The sequence below is a fragment of the Gallibacterium salpingitidis genome (genome assembly GCF_030517105.1).
In the GTDB taxonomy this organism is placed as follows: domain Bacteria; phylum Pseudomonadota; class Gammaproteobacteria; order Enterobacterales; family Pasteurellaceae; genus Gallibacterium; species Gallibacterium salpingitidis.
The window spans coordinates 1,093,562-1,110,225 of the sequence record NZ_CP103875.1 but is presented as its reverse complement, the minus strand read 5'-3'; the positions used below and the strand labels follow the sequence as shown (position 1 = coordinate 1,110,225).

The following is a 16,664-nucleotide window of genomic DNA, read 5'->3' as shown; positions in this document are numbered from 1 at the left end:
TCGTGTCTTTTTTAGAAGTTATTCAACAAGCGATTCCCTATCAAGCGGACACAACATCACTATTCGCACGTTTATGTGAAGGTAAAAACAATACACTATTATTAGATTCTGCAGAAATTGGTAGTAAAAATAGTATAAAGAGTTTGTTAATTGCCAAATCTGCGCTGAAAGTGAAATGTGAACAACAAAAAGTTTATTTTCAAGCATTAACTGCAAACGGTGTACAAGTTATTAAGCAATTAGTGCAGCAATTCAAAAAACACTCTACTCTTACCGTTACTCAAACCGATTTAGAATTAACAGTGGTGTTTCCTGTATTAAATAATGAATTAGATGAAGATAGTAAATTGCAGGCGTTAACCGTATTTGATGGCTTACGTACTATATTAGATTTATATAAATCTTATGAGAAACCTATTTATCTAGGTGGTTTATTTGCTTATGATTTAGTGGCAAATTTTATTCCTATGCAGGAAATTACTTTAGAAGATGATGGTTTAACTTCTGCGGATTATAGTTTTTATCTTGCTGAACAATTAATTGTCATTGATCATCAAAAAGAAAAAGCAGAACTTTATTCTTATATCTTTGATAATACACAAAAAATATCAATTTCAGAACAAGCAAAAACGATAGCTTATCAACTCAATCAACCTGTAGAAACAGTGTTGGCTAAGCAAACAGCATCAACAGCTGTTAAGGTAAATATTGATGATTATAACTTTAAAGCCATTATTGAACGTTTGAAACATCATATTAATATTGGTGATGTTTTCCAAATTGTGCCTTCACGCCGTTTTTCTCTGGCTTGTCCTAGTCCGTTGGCGACCTATCATCAATTAAAGCATAACAATCCAAGCCCATACATGTTTTTTATGCAGGACGATGACTTTACCCTATTTGGTGCCTCACCGGAAAGTGCGTTGAAATATACCCAAGCAACTCGTCAGCTAGAAATTTATCCAATTGCCGGTTCTCGTCCACGTGGTTTCAATAGCGACGGACAAATTGATCCTGAATTGGATGCGCGTTTGGAATTAGAATTACGTTTAGACCATAAAGAACAATCAGAACATTTGATGCTAGTTGATTTAGCACGTAATGATATTGCTAGAGTTTGTGTAAGTGGTACTCGTCGTGTGGCTGAGTTGATGCAAGTTGATCGTTACTCTCACATTATGCATTTGGTTTCTCGTGTTGTCGGTCAATTAAGACCAGAATTGGATGCTTTACATGCTTATCAAGCTTGTATGAATATGGGAACTTTGACAGGCGCACCAAAAATTAAAGCGATGCAGCTTATTTATCAGGTGGAAAAACAGCGTCGTCATAGTTATGGCGGTGCGGTAGGTTATCTCTCTTCACATGGTGATTTTGATACTTGTATCGTCATTCGTTCAGCATTTGTACAAAATGGCATTGCTTATATTCAAGCAGGTTGTGGTGAGGTATTAGATTCCGATCCGCAAATGGAAGCGGATGAAACACGTCATAAAGCGGCAGCAGTCATCAAAGCAATTAAACAAACCAATTGCCAAGCGTAAGGATGTATTATGGCTAATATTCTTTTTTTAGATAATTTTGACTCTTTTACTTATAACTTAGTCGATCAATTTCGTGTATTAGGTCATAACGTGACAGTGTATCGTAATGATTGTGACTTACAAACCCTTATTAAAGCAGCAACAACACAACCAGATACAATATTAGCTCTCTCTCCTGGACCAGGTAATCCGCAACAAGCAGGAAATATGTTACCGTTGATTGAAACATTAAAAAATCGCTGTCCGATCATCGGAATTTGTCTAGGACACCAAGCAATTATCGAAGCATTTGGTGGTGAAATTGTGCATGCTGGTGAAGTTATGCATGGTAAAGTTTCAAAAATTACTCATGATAATCAAGCAATGTTTTCGGACTTAGCCAATCCTCTACCCGTCGCTCGTTATCATTCATTGATGGGGGTTAAGTTACCTGATGAGTTAGTAGTAAATGCAGAATACAATGGGATTGTTATGGCGATTCGCCATCGTGATTTACCGATTTGTAGTTTTCAATTCCACCCAGAATCTATTTTAACTGTACAAGGTGGGCAATTATTGAAACAAGCAATTGATTGGTTATTAGTACAACAACATCAACAATAATAATAAAAATTGGGGAAAAAGATTATGGAAATACAACAAATACTTGAAACATTATTTAACGGAGACTCGCTAAGCCGAGAACAAAGTGAACAACTTTTTAGTGCGATTGTACAAGGACAACTAAGTAACGAACAATTAGCCGCTGCACTAATTGCTTTAAAAATTAAAGGAGAATCTGTTGCTGAAATTAGTGGAGCGGTAACTGCTCTACTTAATGCAGCTGAACCTTTCCCTACACCAGATTATGTGTTTGCCGATATTGTGGGCACTGGTGGTGATGGTGCTAATACCATTAATATTTCCACAGCGAGTGCAATTGTTGCTGCCAGTATGGGAGCAAAAGTGGCTAAACATGGTAATCGTAGTGTATCGAGTAAAACAGGATCGAGTGATGTCCTTTCGGCGTTAAATGTTCGTTTAGATCTTGATGCAGCTACGGCACGTCAAGCGCTAGACGAAATTGGTATTTGTTTCTTATTCGCACCACAATATCATCGCGGTTTTAAACATGCCATTCCCGTACGCCAAGCATTAAAAACACGTACAATCTTTAATATTCTTGGTCCACTTATTAACCCGGCAAAACCAAAACATCAAATGTTAGGCGTTTATGATGTAAAACTATTACAACCTTATGCAGAAACTGCATTGGCATTAGGACATCAGCATAGCGTTGTTATTCATGGTAGTGGTTTGGATGAGGTTGCTTTACATGGCACGACAGAAGTTGCTGAAATTGTGGATGGTAAAATTGAACGTTATACATTAACTGCCAGTGATTTCGGTTTAAAACCACAATCATTAGAAGCCATTCGTGGTGGTGAACCGGCAGAAAATGCACAAATATTACGTTTATTATTGCAAGGAAAAGGTAATGAAGCTCATGCCAATGCAGTCGCAGCTAATACTGCTCTGTTATTAAGATTATTCGGCTATCAAGATCTAAAACAAACTACACAACAAGTTTTAGCACAATTAGCTAGCGGTAAAGCCTTTGCTACATTAGAACGATTAGCACAATATTAATGGAATAGTTATGATTACACAGGATTTTTCACAAACTATGCAATCTACTGCAACTGTATTGCAGAAAATTGTTGCCGATAAATTACTTTGGGTAGAACAACAGCAAAAAAAATTCCCGTTGTCACAATTTAAAGATCAGATTGAATCAAGTGATCGTGATTTCTATCATGCTTTAGCACAAGGCACTCATCAAGTACCAGCATTTATCTTAGAATGCAAAAAAGCTTCGCCATCTAAAGGTTTGATTAGACAAGAGTTTGATTTAGAAGGTATTGCTGGCGTTTATCGTCATTATGCAAGTGCTATTTCGGTCTTAACTGATGAGAAATATTTCCAAGGAAATTTTGCTTATTTGCCAAAAGTAAGACAATTGGTACATCAACCAGTATTGTGCAAAGATTTTATGATTAGCGAGTATCAAGTCTATTTAGCTCGTTATTATCAAGCAGATGCGATTTTACTTATGCTTTCTGTTGTGGACGATAATACCTATCGTATTTTGGCTGATCTAGCTCACTCATTAGGCATGGGCGTGCTGACAGAAACTTCCAATGAAGCAGAATTACAGCGTGCGATTTCTCTTAATGCAAAAGTGATTGGTATCAATAATCGTAATTTGCATGATCTCTCTGTCGATTTACAACGTACCTTACATTTAGCGCCAAAAATTCCTGAAGATCGCATTATTATCAGCGAATCAGGTATTTATACGCATCAACAAGTGCAACAACTGAAACCTTATGTCAATGCATTTCTGATTGGCAGCAGTTTAATGGGAAGTAAAGATCTTAATTCGGCAGTACGGGCGATTATTTATGGTGAAAATAAGGTTTGTGGTTTGACTCGTCCGCAAGATGCGCAACAAGCCTATCAATGTGGTGCTTTGTATGGTGGTTTAATTTTTGCTGAACGCTCTCCTCGTTGTATTAGTTTACGACAAGCACAAGAGATTACTACTGCAGCACCATTACGCTATGTTGGTGTATTCCAAAATCAAGAGCTAGAGTTGATTACCAAATTAGTACAACAATTATCGCTATTTGCAGTGCAATTACATGGTGATGAATCAACAGACTTTATTCAAGAATTGCGCCAGCAGCTACCAAAAGATTGCGAAATCTGGCGTGCAGTTAGTATTGATACCTCAACTGAGCAATTACAATTCCAATCAGATGAGAATGTTGATCGTTATGTTTTTGATGCCAAAGTTAAGACTCAACAAGGTGGTACTGGAAAGACATTTGATTGGGCATTGTTGCCCGAAGAGTACAAACACAAAATTATGCTCGCTGGCGGGTTGAATGCCGAAAATATTGAAAATGCTATTGCACAACGTTGTTTAGGTGTCGATATTAATTCTGGTGTAGAAAGCCAAGCCGGTATTAAAGATGCAACAAAGTTACAGACCATTTTTGCAAAAATTATTAAGAATTAGGATAAAACTATGAGTGATACATTATTAAACCCTTATTTTGGTGAATTTGGCGGCATGTATGTTCCGGAAATTCTAGTACCAGTGTTACAGCAATTAGAACAAGCCTTTGTTGAAGCTAGACAAGATCCTGAATTCCAACGTCAATTTAATGATCTATTGAAAAATTATGCCGGTCGTCCTACTGCATTAACGCTCTGCCGTAATTTAACCAAAGGTACAAAAACTAAACTTTATTTAAAACGTGAAGATTTATTGCATGGCGGAGCGCACAAAACTAATCAGGTATTAGGACAAGCGTTATTAGCAATGCGTATGGGTAAAACTGAAATTATTGCGGAAACAGGCGCAGGACAGCATGGTGTTGCTACTGCTCTTGCTTGTGCCATGCTTGGCTTAAAATGTCGCATTTATATGGGAGCGAAAGATGTTGAACGACAATCGCCAAATGTATTTAGAATGCGCTTAATGGGGGCAGAAGTTATTTCGGTAAATAAAGGTTCTTGCTCGCTCAAAGATGCTTGTTGTGAAGCAATGCGTGATTGGTCAGCGAATTATGACAAAGCACACTATTTGTTAGGTACCGCCGCTGGCCCACACCCTTTCCCAACTATTGTGCGTGAGTTTCAAAAAATGATCGGGGAAGAAACTAAACGTCAGGTATTAGAACGTGAAGGAAGATTACCAGATGCGGTAATCGCTTGTGTTGGTGGTGGTTCTAATGCAATTGGTATGTTTGCTGATTTTATTGATGAAACTTCCGTACAATTAATTGGTGTTGAGCCAGCAGGAAAAGGCATTGAAACAGGTGAACATGGTGCACCGCTTGGGCATGGTTCAGTCGGGATCTATTTTGGTATGAAATCACCATTAATGCAGACAGCTGATGGACAAATTGAAGAATCTTATTCTGTTTCTGCTGGTTTGGACTTCCCGTCTGTTGGGCCACAGCACGCCTATTTACATAGTACGGGACGAGCTAATTATGTTTCCATTACTGATGCAGAAGCATTAAATGCTTTCCAAGAATTAGCGCAACATGAAGGGATTATTCCAGCATTAGAATCCTCGCATGCTTTGGCGCACGCTTTGAAATTAATTAAACAAGATCCGGAAAAAGAACAAATTTTAGTGGTTAATTTGTCAGGACGTGGTGATAAAGATATTTTTACGGTAGATAAAATTTTAAATGGGAAAGGAGCGTAATTATGAGCCGTTTTGATCAGCTTTTTGCTAAATTACAACAACAAAATCAAGGTGCATTCGTTCCTTTTGTTACGTTATGTGATCCAACATTAGACCGCTCATTCGAGATTATTTGTACTTTGGTGGACAATGGTGCAGATGCGTTAGAATTAGGCTTCCCTTTTTCTGATCCTTTACTTGATGGCCCAGTGATTCAAGCAGCCAATAATCGTGCTTTATCTGCGGGTTTTAGTACGGAGGCTTGTTTTACTTTATTAGCTAAAATTCGTCAAAAATACCCAGAAATACCGATTAGTTTATTGTTATGTGCAAATCTTATCTATGCACAAACATTGGATCGTTTTTATCAACGCTGCCAACAAGTTGGAGTTGATGCAGTGTTGGTTGCCGATATTCCGTTATTAGCTGCTGATGAATATGTGCAAAGTGCTGCTAAATATGGTATTCAACCTGTCTTTATTTGCCCACCAAATGCAAATGAAAAGACCATTGCTGGTGTTGCTAAAAATAGTCAGGGATACACTTATCTGGTATCTCGCGCAGGGGTTACTAGTGCGGAAAATCAGGCGCATGCTAGTAACTTAATTGATCTGATTAGAGGTTTAAAAGCGCATAATGCCCCACCAATTTTACAAGGCTTTGGTATTGCTCAACCAAGTCAAGTAAAAGAAGCATTACAATCAGGCACAGCTGGGGCAATTTCTGGTTCCGCAGTAGTTAAGATTATTGAGCGAAACTTAGATAATCACTCTCAATGTTTAGTGGAATTGGCTGAGTTTGTGCGAAATATGAAGCAAGCAACGTTATAATTTAACAATAGATAAAAAGCTGCCGATATTTGGCAGCTTTTTTTGTGCAGTTTGCAAACTGATACTAAATAACAAATACCTGATTTAACGTTGTTTTGCCTGAAAATTTGTGAACTTTCCCACAAAATAGATAAAAAAGCTCACAATTTTCCGAATTGTCTTTATAATAGCGCAAATTTTTTTGGAGGTGCTGAATGGCAACAATTAAAGATGTCGCAAAATTAGCTGGAGTATCCACTACTACTGTTTCTCATGTGATTAATAAAACTCGTTTTGTAGCGGAAGATACAACCAAATTAGTTTGGGAAGCAATTCAACAACTTAATTATTCTCCAAGTGCTGTGGCACGTAGTTTGAAAGTCAATACAACTAAATCGATCGGTATGATTATTACTACAAGCGAGACCCCTTATTTTGCTGAAATAGTTCATGCTGTTGAAGAATATTGTTATCAACAAGGCTATTCTCTTTTTCTATGTAATACACAGAATAATTTCCAAAAAATCAGTAACCATTTAGATATGTTGGTCAAAAAACGTGTGGATGGTATTTTGGTAATGTGTTCTGAATATATACAAGATTCAATCGATTTATTTGCTAATTTTACTATGCTGCCGATTGTAGTAATGGATTGGGGGCCAAAAAACAACTCTAAAATGGATGTTATCCAAGATAATAGCTTCGAAGGCGGTTATTTAGCAACAAAGCACTTGATCGATTATGGCCATAAAAAAATCGGTATTATTGCTGGTGATTTAGCAAAAACTACAGCCAAGACGCGTTATGAAGGCTATGTGAAAGCGATGCAAGAAGCTGGATTAGCTATTAATCCAAACTGGGTGTTGGAAGGACATTTTGAACCAGAAGATGGTTTTGAGTGTATGAATAAGATTTTAGCGCAAAAAGAGTTACCAACAGCCGTATTTTGCTGTAATGATGTGATGGCGTTAGGTGCAATTTCTGCAATTGGCGAAAAAGGATTGTCAGTACCAAATGATATTTCCATCATTGGCTATGATGATATTCACGCTTCTCGCTTCTATGCGCCACCATTAACGACGGTTCATCAATCGAAAATGCGCTTAGGCATTATGGCAATGGATTTATTAATTGAAAGAATGGCTGATAAAAATAAAGAAACAGCTAGAATTGAAATGCATCCAGAGTTGATTGTGCGTAAATCGGTAAAACGTCTGAAATAACTTTTTCTAAGTGATTCAAGTATTAAAAGGCAAAGTCGTTAATTACTTTGCCTTCTTTTTTATGGTTGATCTGTATTATTTTTGCTGACTTAAATAACGTTCTACGGTATCCACTACTGCCTGTGTTTGTGAATCAAGCTCAATATTTACTTTATCGTTCAATTGTTTTTGGCCAATAGTGGTACGTTGTAACGTTTCAGGAATTAGATTGACACAAAAAGACTGATCTTTTACTGCACCAATAGTCAAACTAATACCATCTACTGCAACATAACCTTTGGTTAAGATATATTTCATTATTTCTGTATTGGGTAATTTAAACCAAATTTGGCAATTGTTCTCAGAACGAATAATATCCGCAACAGTAGCAGTACAATAAACATGGCCAGATAATAGATGACCACCGACTTCGTCACCAATTTTCATTGCACGTTCTATATTGATTTCATCACCGACCTGTAAATCCCCTAAATTAGTAACTTTTAAGGTTTCTTGCATCAAATCAAAACTAATAAGATCGTGATTAATCGCGGTAACAGTTAAGCAGACACCATTATGAGCTACTGATGCGCCTAACGTTAAACCATCCAATAAATCCTGTGGCATTTTTATAATGTGTGTTCTAAAATTATCTTTCGCTTTAATTTCTTGGATTTTCGCTTTTCCTTGAATAATTCCTGTAAACATAATTTTTTTCCTTAATCAAACTCTGTATTTTAGAAAAGGCAACTAACTATAAATCACAAATGTCGGACATTCTATGACAAATTGGCAAAGATATAAAACACAAATTATAGAACTGATCAAACTAGCCACACCTATTTTAATTGCTCAAGTGGCACAAAATTCGATGGGATTAACAGATACGATAATGGCTGGACGTGTGAGCGCAAAAGATATGGCAGCAATTTCTGTTGGTGCGTCGATTTGGTTTCCATTATTGTTATTCGGACAAGGTTTATTACTCTCATTACCACCGACCATTTCTTATTTAAATGGATCTGGTAAACGTAATTTAATTGCACATCAAGTACGTCAAGGTTCTTGGATTGCAGTTACTATTAGTATTCCTATTGCACTGATTATTTATAATAGTCGTTTTATTATTGACTATATGCAAATGGATGCCGAACTGGCAGATATTACCACTGGATATCTCAAAGTAATGGCATTTGGTGCATTACCCTATTTATTGATGATTACTTTTCGTTGTTTAAATGATGGTATTGCTAAGACTAAACCGGCAATGGTAATTGCCTTTACCTGTTTGTTATTAAATATTCCATTAAACTATATTTTTATTTATGGTGCGTTAGGGGTTCCCGCATTTGGTGCTATCGGCTGTGGTATTGCAACCATGATTTTAAATTGGGTGGGTTTTATCTTAATGGTGCTCTACTGTTATAAAGCACCAAATCAACAAGATTTAAAAGTCTTTGAATGGGTGATAGAAAAACCGAACTATAAAACCTTGAGTAAACTAGTCCGTCTTGGTTTCCCAATTGCGGTATCTATTTGTTGTGAAGTACTGTTGTTCTGCATTATTTCGTTATTGATTTCACCGTTTGGTGCGGAAATTATTGCTAGTCATCAAATTGCTTTAAATACCAGTTCTTTCATTTATATGTTACCAATGTCTATTGCCATGGCGACGACTATTTTGGTTGGACAAAATTTGGGAGCAGGTAAACCGGCAAAAGCTAGACAAGTTACTTTTTGTGCATTAGGACTAGGTTTATTTATAACGTTATTTACTGCATCAATTACCTTAACGTTTCGCGAAAAGATTGCGCATATTTTTGTTAGTGATGCCGAGGTAATTATTATGGCTTCCAGCTTACTGATTTTCGCTGCAATTTATCAATTTTCAGATACGATTCAGTCAATTATTGGCGGCGCATTGCGCGGTTATAAAGATACAAAATCAGTGTTATGGATTTCATTATTTAGCTATTGGATGATCGGTATGCCGGTTGGTTACGTTTTAGGTTTAACGGATTGGATTACTGCACCAATGACAGCAAAAGGATTTTGGATTGGCTTTGTAGTTTGTTTGACGACAGCGGCTTGCTTGTTATTCCTACGTTTACGTCATATTCAGAAATTACCAGATGATCTTCTATTAATGAAATTAGATAAGATTAAATAGTATTAAATTGATTAGGAGAATTAATTAATGCAACAACAAGTTATTCGTGTTGGTATTGCTGGCTTTGGTATGTCAGCAAATGTTTTTCATTTACCTTTTTTAGTGCGTGATTCACGTTTTAATGTGGTTAAAATTTTTGAACGTAGCAGTAATAAAGCCGCTGCGAAATATCCACATATTCAAACAGTACGTCAATTTACTGAATTATTAACAGACGATGTTGATTTAGTAATTATTACCACCCCTAATTTGACACATTACAGTTTAACTAAACAAGCCATTCTAGCTGGTAAGCATGTGATTGTAGAAAAACCATTAAGTGTTACTGCACAAGAGGCACAAGAGTTAGCTGAGTTGGCAGAAAAACATCAAGTTAAATTATCTGTTTACCAAAACCGTCGTTGGGATAATGGTGTATTAACGGTAAAACAGATTTTAGAGAGCAAATTGCTTGGTGATATTGTGGATTATGAAGTGCATTATGATCGTTATTCACCAACTAAAAATAGCAAAGCATGGAAAGAAACGGGCGAACGAGGTGTAGGATTGGTATATGACTTGGGAGTGCATCTGATTGATCAAGTGGTTCATTTATTCGGTTTACCACAAGCACTTTATGCAGATTTACGTTGTCAGAATCAAGGTTCGCTAAACGAGGACAATTTCCAAATTAATTTCTACTATGCCGATAAAAAAGTCATTATGTCAGCAAGTAAATATGTGCGCGAAAAAGGGCCGGTTATTGCAATGCATGGTACGCTGGGTTCTTATGTAAAATATGAATTGGATAATCAAGAAGTACTACTCTTGTCTGGTATGGAACCAAAAGGAGATTGGAATAAAGAACCACAAGAAAAATGGGGAATGTTAAATACAGAAGTTAGTGGTGTGCATATTCGGACTCAATTAGAAACGGTGTCTGGTAATTATCAAGCTTATTATGACAACATTTATGCTGCACTTACTGAAAATGAGCCATTAAAAGTTACTGCATTTCAGGCAGCTGAAGTTTTAGCTTTAATTGAAAAAGTGTATCAAAGTGCAGAAACTGGACAAAAAATCGTTCTTAAATAATTTATAACTAATTGATTTTTATCATAAAAATAAAATATTTAAAATTTTTTAAAAATTTTTCAGTTTTTTTTGAACTTTTTATTTTTTCGTGAGTCTTAGTAATCGCTAGTGACTGCAAATGCGTAAGCAAATGTTTTTTTTATTTTATTCATTGAAACCTCCCCCTGTTTCCTCGTGGAACAGGGGTTTTTCTTTTCTATTATTAATGAATTTCTTCTTCCCAAGTTTTTTAAGTTAAATAGATAAAAAATTACCTCGACAATGCGAGGCAATTTGTGTGATCTATAATTTATATTTATTTTAACAATGAACCTATTAGATCACCGTTATATAAATATTTTTTCACCATTGCGCTGGCAACCACTGCATTGTTCTGTGCGTAGTGGCCAGTGATAATATCGACTTGATGTTGATCAAGTAACAAGTTTTCATTTAATTTTTGTTTTAAGTGCTCAACAAAAATCGTATTAGCTCCAAGATAACTTGAATTGATCATAATTTTATCTGATGAAAAAATATTAACGAGATTCATCAACACATAAGAAATACCATCAGCAACATAATGTAAAATGGCAATTGCTTGTTGATTGCCTTCATTCGCTAATTCACAGAGATACTGAATTTTTTGATCATTATCTTCCAATTCGTTTGGTAGTAAATGATTGACTAATTTGTAAATAGCAGAATAAGTGACATGATGTTGTAATTGTTGTGCATCTTCAGGTAATAGATCTTGACTAATAATTTCAGTTAATGGATTCAACATTGGTAAACAGACACGATCAATATTCATTCTTTGTTGTTTACTGCCTTGAATCATTTTTCCTTTGATAGATACACTCATATTGATGACATCATCAACTTGTAGAAAGATGACATTCTCGCTACTAATCGCTGCACCTAAACTCGATTCAGCAAAAACCCATGCAGCAAAATATTCTGACAAAATAATTGGTAAATTAAAGGCTGAGCTAAGTGTTTCTTGTAATTCAATATTTAGTACAGACTGACCTAAACGTTCTATACCTGTTTGTTGACGGTTTAACTGCCCTTCAATTGCCACAGAAAGTGCAAAAATTTGAATGATTTTATGCTGAAATTCTTCTTGAAAGGCTCGAATATTATCAATTAGTAAGTTAGCTAGTTGTGGATGTTGTTTAGGTAAAATAGGATAGACTTTCGATTTAACCGTCTGACCATTAAGCTCACAAAGAAAAATGGTCATTTCTCTTTCACTTAATACCACACATAACGACTGCCAATGAAAAGGTGAAACAGCCAAACCAACAGCCGGACGCCCCCTAACAATTGGCGTTTGTGTAGTACGTTCTATCACTAATTTTAAATCAATCAAATCTCGGGTGAAATTAGTTATGCTGGCTGGCGCTAATCCTGAAATTTTTGATAAATCAATTCGTGAAATTAAATCAAATTGTTCAATTAAACGATAAATTGTACCTAAATGTTGTAATTTTTGTGGTGAATTCATTAACTGCTTTGTCATAATACTCACATTAACAGCGACATTAAAACTGCCCGACTCCATAAGATCATAAATTTATGTTGTTATACGAATTTTTTGCCTTTCTCTCAAGTGGTTTGGATCAAATTTGAGAAAAATCTCACAATTTATTTTTTAAAATAAATTTTAATTTTAAAAATTTATTGATAAAGTCTATTCGTTTCTACTTTGTAAGTTTATCGATGTAGCAAAGTATTGTAGAATGACGCATCTAACAAAAAACAATAATTCATTGAGGTTTCTATGACACAAGTTAAATCAGTTGCCGAAATCCTAAAAGGTGACGTAGCGATCGGTGCGTCCACAGTTGTTCGTGGCTGGGTACGTACTAGACGTGACTCAAAGGCAGGAGTTTCTTTCCTATCCGTTTATGATGGTTCATGCTTCTCTCCAATTCAAATTGTTATCGAACAAACTATTGAAAATTATCAATCAGAAATTTTACGTTTAACCGCAGGCTGCGCTGTGATTGTGACTGGTAAAGTGGTGGAATCACCGGCAGCAGGCCAATCTGTTGAATTATTAGCGGAAAAAGTGGAAGTTTGTGGTTGGGTTGAAGATCCTGATACTTATCCTATGGCAGCAAAACGCCATTCGATTGAATATTTACGTGAAGTGGCTCACTTACGTCCACGTACCAATTTAATTGGCGCAGTTGCGCGTGTACGTCACTGTTTAGCACAAGCGATTCACCGTTTCTTTAATGAACAAGGTTTCTATTGGGTAGCTACTCCGCTCATTACGGCATCAGATACTGAAGGTGCAGGTGAAATGTTCCGAGTTTCTACCTTAGATCTCACCAATTTGCCAAAAACTGAACAAGGTGAAATTGATTTCAGCCAAGACTTCTTTGGGAAAGAAGCATTCCTCACTGTATCAGGACAATTAAATGGTGAAACCTATGCTTGTGCATTAAGTAAAGTTTATACTTTTGGCCCAACATTCCGCGCGGAAAATTCAAACACTACTCGTCACCTTGCTGAATTCTGGATGGTTGAACCTGAAGTAGCTTTTGCGACTTTAGCAGATAATGCAAAATTAGCAGAAGATATGTTGAAATATGTGTTTAAGGCAGTATTAGCAGAACGTATGGACGATATGGAGTTCTTTGCTAAACATATCGATAGTAGTGTTATTACTCGTTTGCAAGATTTCATTAATTCAGATTTCGCACAAGTTGATTACACTGATGCGATCGAAATTTTGCAACAATCAGGTAAAACTTTTGAATTCCCAGTAGAATGGGGTGTTGATCTCTCTTCTGAACATGAACGTTATTTGGCAGAAGAACACTTTAAATCACCAGTTGTTGTGAAAAACTATCCAAAAGATATTAAAGCATTCTATATGCGTTTAAATGATGATGGTAAAACCGTTGCCGCAATGGATGTTCTTGCACCGGGAATTGGTGAAATTATTGGTGGTTCACAACGTGAAGAGCGTTTAGATATGCTTGATAAACGTATGGAAGAAATGGGACTTAAGAAAGAAGATTATTGGTGGTATCGTGATTTACGCCGTTATGGAACTGTACCACACTCTGGATTTGGTCTTGGCTTTGAACGTTTAATCGTGTATGTGACTGGAGTACAAAACATTCGTGACGTAATTCCATTCCCTCGTTCACCACGAAACGCCGCATTCTAACTTAGAACAAATTGTTATTATGAATAAGCCAAATGAGTTATGCCATTTGGCTTATTTTTTTTGGGGCTGAAGTAGATTAGCGTTAAATCTGACACCATTTCCGCAGGATTTTGAGCTGTTGAGATGGTGTCCCATAATTGAAACGAAACTCACATTCTTTCAAAAAAAGAGGGAAAGATTTTCGATCAATTCCATTATACTTTCTTAGCACACGCTTTGCTTGATTCCAAAAATTCTCTATCCCATTAATGTGATTTCGCCGCTCAGCAAAATGAGTACTGTGGTTAATTCTATAATGCGTAAACTCACTAACATCTAGCACATCATAGCTATGATAACAATCTGTATAAACAATGCTATCTGGTTGTATTTTCTTTTTAATAACAGTAAGTAAGGTATCAGTCTTAGTGTTTTGTACAGTTACTGTGTAAACTTTTCCATGGCGTTTAAGCATGCCAAACACCACCATTTTACCAGCTGCACCCCGACCTCTTTTCCCTTTTCGCACACCACCAAAATAGCTTTCATCTAACTCTACTTCGCCATCGAAAAGTTCATGTGCTTGTAGTGCTAAATGATGGCTGATAACGAGACGAATTTTTCGATAAAACAAGATGGCAGTATTGGCTTGAATGCCAAGCAAATCTGCTGCTGATCGTGCTGTTACTTCTAATACAAAAAATTCAAGCAGTTTTCTTTGTATAGATTTCTTTAGTTTACAATTGGTTATCTTCATTTTTGTAGCTTAGCATAAGTGCTAATCTACTTCAGCCCCTTAATATTTAATGAATAATGCCGAATTTTTTTCGTGACACAGTCACAATAAAAAACAGCTATAAAAACAAAAATGCACCAACTTTCTAATAAAAAATTGATGCATTTTACAGTTGTAAGATTTAATGACTATTTCCTAAATACTCGGATATTATTAAATCCTTGGTCTTTTAGATACAGAGCTTGCAAACGGCTCATCATACCTCGTTCACAAAATAATAGATAATTTTTACTTTGATCTAACTCTGGAAATTGGCTAGAAAGTTTATAGAAAGGAATATGTAAGATCGTACAATCAGCTATCTCTAATGGTGACTCATCATTTTCTTCTGGACTACGAATATCAATAATTACATCATCATCTTGCAATACCGATACCATTTCCACTTGCGGTACTTCTCGTTCTGTTTGTTCTACAATTTGACGAATATCTAAATATTCTGCATTCCATACAGCATCTTCTAATAATGAAAAATCAAAATTAAGTTCTTCAGCTTCAATTTTCGATTTTATTGCTTTTACTGTTGGATTTTTAGAAATTACGCCACAAAACTCTGGCATTGATTTCGCAATATCATCAGTGCCAATTTGTTTGGCCATTGCAATAATTTGTTCTTTATCATGTGAAATTAATGGACGCAACACCAAACATTCTGCTGCTTCATCAATTAAACGCAAATTAGTTAATGTTTGACTAGATACTTGCCCAAGAGCTTCACCAGTCACAATGGCTTGAATTTGAAAACGCTCTGCTACTTTACTCGCTGCACGAACCATCATACGTTTAAGCACAACACCCATCTGTCCGTTATCAATTTTTTCCAAAATTTCTGCAACAATCTTTTCAAAATTCACAGCCACAAAACGCACACGATGTGAACTACCATAGCGTTGCCAAATATGATATGCCATCTGTTTTACGCCGATTTCATGTGCAGCACCGCCTAAATTAAAGAAACAATAATGTACACGACAACCACGACGTAACAACATATAACTAGATACGCCAGAATCAAAACCACCAGAAATCAGTGATAAAACATCCTCTTGTGTACCAATTGGATATCCGCCAATCCCTTCAAAACGTGCTTTAACTAACATCACATGATCATGTTCAATTTCAATACGCACTACCACATCGGGATCCGTTAATTTCACTTTCGCTGTAGTAATGTGCTGATTTAAACCACCGCCTATATAACGTTCTGCATCTAGTGAAGTAAATTGATGACTGCCCTTACGTTTTACTCGAACACAAAAAGTTTTATTCTCCAATTGATTACCAATATCAGCATAAACAATTTGGAAAATATCTTGTAAAGTGGTGAAAGGCTTCTCTTCTACTTGTAAAAAATGATGGATACCTGGAATACGTTGTAATAATTCAATTAGCAGTTCATTTTTTTCTGCATTTTTTGTTCTAACTTCAATGTAATCCCAGTGTTTAACCACTGCTACTTGATCATCATATTTGTTTAAAACATTGCGAATGTTCCCAGTTAAAATTTTAATAAAACGTTTACGCACAGAATCACTTTTAATCATGATTTCTGGAAATAATTTAATAATAAATTTCATATTCTTGTTTCAAATACACTCAGAAAAAATTAAGTGCGTATTCTACACGAAAAATAACATCTGCGTAAAAAATCCAACTAAACTTCTGTCAAATTAGG

General features: G+C 35.9%; 14 protein-coding genes. 10 read left to right on the top strand and 4 right to left on the bottom strand.

Annotation, left to right across the window (positions count from 1 at the left end; genetic code table 11):
* The first annotated feature begins 2 nt into the window (after positions 1-2).
* The 7 genes from trpE (at position 3) to purR (ending at position 7,822) form a co-directional block, all read left to right on the top strand.
* Positions 3-1,544: an anthranilate synthase component I gene (gene trpE / locus NYR30_RS05325; RefSeq protein WP_302502222.1), complete on the top strand. Its 1,542-nt coding sequence runs from the start codon at positions 3-5 to the stop codon at positions 1,542-1,544.
* 9 nt (positions 1,545-1,553) lie between these two features.
* The gene (locus NYR30_RS05320; RefSeq protein ID WP_066113118.1) at positions 1,554-2,147 is read left to right on the top strand and encodes an aminodeoxychorismate/anthranilate synthase component II; all 594 of its coding nucleotides are present in this window, start codon (positions 1,554-1,556) and stop codon (positions 2,145-2,147) included.
* Positions 2,148-2,171: 24 nt separating this feature from the next.
* The gene (gene trpD, locus NYR30_RS05315; protein WP_066113119.1) at positions 2,172-3,173 is read left to right on the top strand and encodes an anthranilate phosphoribosyltransferase; all 1,002 of its coding nucleotides are present in this window, start codon (positions 2,172-2,174) and stop codon (positions 3,171-3,173) included.
* 10 nt (positions 3,174-3,183) lie between these two features.
* Complete coding sequence (gene trpCF, locus NYR30_RS05310; protein WP_066113121.1) at positions 3,184-4,608, top strand: bifunctional indole-3-glycerol-phosphate synthase TrpC/phosphoribosylanthranilate isomerase TrpF; 1,425 nt, start codon at positions 3,184-3,186, stop codon at positions 4,606-4,608.
* Between the two features lie 9 nt (positions 4,609-4,617).
* Positions 4,618-5,811 (top strand): tryptophan synthase subunit beta, encoded by a 1,194-nt coding sequence (gene trpB, locus NYR30_RS05305; protein WP_066113123.1) that lies wholly within the window; start codon positions 4,618-4,620, stop codon positions 5,809-5,811.
* A 2-nt stretch (positions 5,812-5,813) separates the two neighbouring features.
* Positions 5,814-6,620, top strand: a complete 807-nt coding sequence (gene trpA / locus NYR30_RS05300) for a tryptophan synthase subunit alpha (protein ID WP_066113125.1) — start codon at positions 5,814-5,816, stop codon at positions 6,618-6,620.
* A gap of 194 nt (positions 6,621-6,814) precedes the next feature.
* A complete protein-coding gene (gene purR, locus NYR30_RS05295; protein ID WP_066113127.1) occupies positions 6,815-7,822 on the top strand; it encodes an HTH-type transcriptional repressor PurR in 1,008 nt (335 codons plus the stop codon).
* A 75-nt stretch (positions 7,823-7,897) separates the two neighbouring features.
* On the opposite strand, the gene NYR30_RS05290 is transcribed toward purR, so the two are convergent.
* Positions 7,898-8,509, bottom strand: a complete 612-nt coding sequence (locus NYR30_RS05290; protein ID WP_066113129.1) for a riboflavin synthase — start codon at positions 8,507-8,509, stop codon at positions 7,898-7,900.
* Positions 8,510-8,582: 73 nt separating this feature from the next.
* Between NYR30_RS05290 and NYR30_RS05285 the strand changes: the two genes are divergently transcribed.
* Both NYR30_RS05285 and NYR30_RS05280 read left to right on the top strand, forming a co-directional pair.
* Positions 8,583-9,971: an MATE family efflux transporter gene (locus NYR30_RS05285; RefSeq protein ID WP_066422198.1), complete on the top strand. Its 1,389-nt coding sequence runs from the start codon at positions 8,583-8,585 to the stop codon at positions 9,969-9,971.
* 27 nt (positions 9,972-9,998) lie between these two features.
* Positions 9,999-11,045, top strand: coding sequence for a Gfo/Idh/MocA family oxidoreductase (locus NYR30_RS05280; RefSeq protein ID WP_066422197.1), 1,047 nt, complete (start codon positions 9,999-10,001; stop codon positions 11,043-11,045).
* A 295-nt stretch (positions 11,046-11,340) separates the two neighbouring features.
* Here NYR30_RS05280 and NYR30_RS05275 read toward each other — a convergent pair whose 3' ends face one another.
* Positions 11,341-12,549, bottom strand: a complete 1,209-nt coding sequence (locus NYR30_RS05275; protein WP_082987467.1) for an ROK family protein — start codon at positions 12,547-12,549, stop codon at positions 11,341-11,343.
* Positions 12,550-12,810: 261 nt separating this feature from the next.
* On the opposite strand from NYR30_RS05275, the gene asnS reads away from it, so the two are divergent.
* The gene (gene asnS, locus NYR30_RS05270) at positions 12,811-14,214 is read left to right on the top strand and encodes an asparagine--tRNA ligase (RefSeq protein ID WP_066113137.1); all 1,404 of its coding nucleotides are present in this window, start codon (positions 12,811-12,813) and stop codon (positions 14,212-14,214) included.
* 82 nt (positions 14,215-14,296) lie between these two features.
* On the opposite strand, the gene NYR30_RS05265 is transcribed toward asnS, so the two are convergent.
* The gene (locus tag NYR30_RS05265) at positions 14,297-14,950 is read right to left on the bottom strand and encodes an IS1595 family transposase (RefSeq protein WP_115241497.1); all 654 of its coding nucleotides are present in this window, start codon (positions 14,948-14,950) and stop codon (positions 14,297-14,299) included.
* Positions 14,951-15,117: 167 nt separating this feature from the next.
* The gene (thiI, locus tag NYR30_RS05260) at positions 15,118-16,566 is read right to left on the bottom strand and encodes a tRNA uracil 4-sulfurtransferase ThiI (protein ID WP_302502218.1); all 1,449 of its coding nucleotides are present in this window, start codon (positions 16,564-16,566) and stop codon (positions 15,118-15,120) included.
* Between the last annotated feature and the right edge of the window lie 98 nt (positions 16,567-16,664).

What these genes read in the sequence shown, in the direction of transcription:
- NYR30_RS05285 (WP_066422198.1), top strand. Translation starts at nt 8,583, where the DNA reads ATGACAAATTGGCAAAGATATAAAACACAAATTATAGAACTGATCAAA.
- NYR30_RS05290 (WP_066113129.1), bottom strand. Translation starts at nt 8,509, where the DNA reads ATGTTTACAGGAATTATTCAAGGAAAAGCGAAAATCCAAGAAATTAAA.
- NYR30_RS05265 (WP_115241497.1), bottom strand. Translation starts at nt 14,950, where the DNA reads ATGAAGATAACCAATTGTAAACTAAAGAAATCTATACAAAGAAAACTG.
- NYR30_RS05275 (WP_082987467.1), bottom strand. Translation starts at nt 12,549, where the DNA reads ATGACAAAGCAGTTAATGAATTCACCACAAAAATTACAACATTTAGGT.
- trpB (WP_066113123.1), top strand. Translation starts at nt 4,618, where the DNA reads ATGAGTGATACATTATTAAACCCTTATTTTGGTGAATTTGGCGGCATG.
- trpD (WP_066113119.1), top strand. Translation starts at nt 2,172, where the DNA reads ATGGAAATACAACAAATACTTGAAACATTATTTAACGGAGACTCGCTA.
- trpCF (WP_066113121.1), top strand. Translation starts at nt 3,184, where the DNA reads ATGATTACACAGGATTTTTCACAAACTATGCAATCTACTGCAACTGTA.
- trpA (WP_066113125.1), top strand. Translation starts at nt 5,814, where the DNA reads ATGAGCCGTTTTGATCAGCTTTTTGCTAAATTACAACAACAAAATCAA.
- asnS (WP_066113137.1), top strand. Translation starts at nt 12,811, where the DNA reads ATGACACAAGTTAAATCAGTTGCCGAAATCCTAAAAGGTGACGTAGCG.
- thiI (WP_302502218.1), bottom strand. Translation starts at nt 16,566, where the DNA reads ATGAAATTTATTATTAAATTATTTCCAGAAATCATGATTAAAAGTGAT.
- purR (WP_066113127.1), top strand. Translation starts at nt 6,815, where the DNA reads ATGGCAACAATTAAAGATGTCGCAAAATTAGCTGGAGTATCCACTACT.
- NYR30_RS05320 (WP_066113118.1), top strand. Translation starts at nt 1,554, where the DNA reads ATGGCTAATATTCTTTTTTTAGATAATTTTGACTCTTTTACTTATAAC.
- NYR30_RS05280 (WP_066422197.1), top strand. Translation starts at nt 9,999, where the DNA reads ATGCAACAACAAGTTATTCGTGTTGGTATTGCTGGCTTTGGTATGTCA.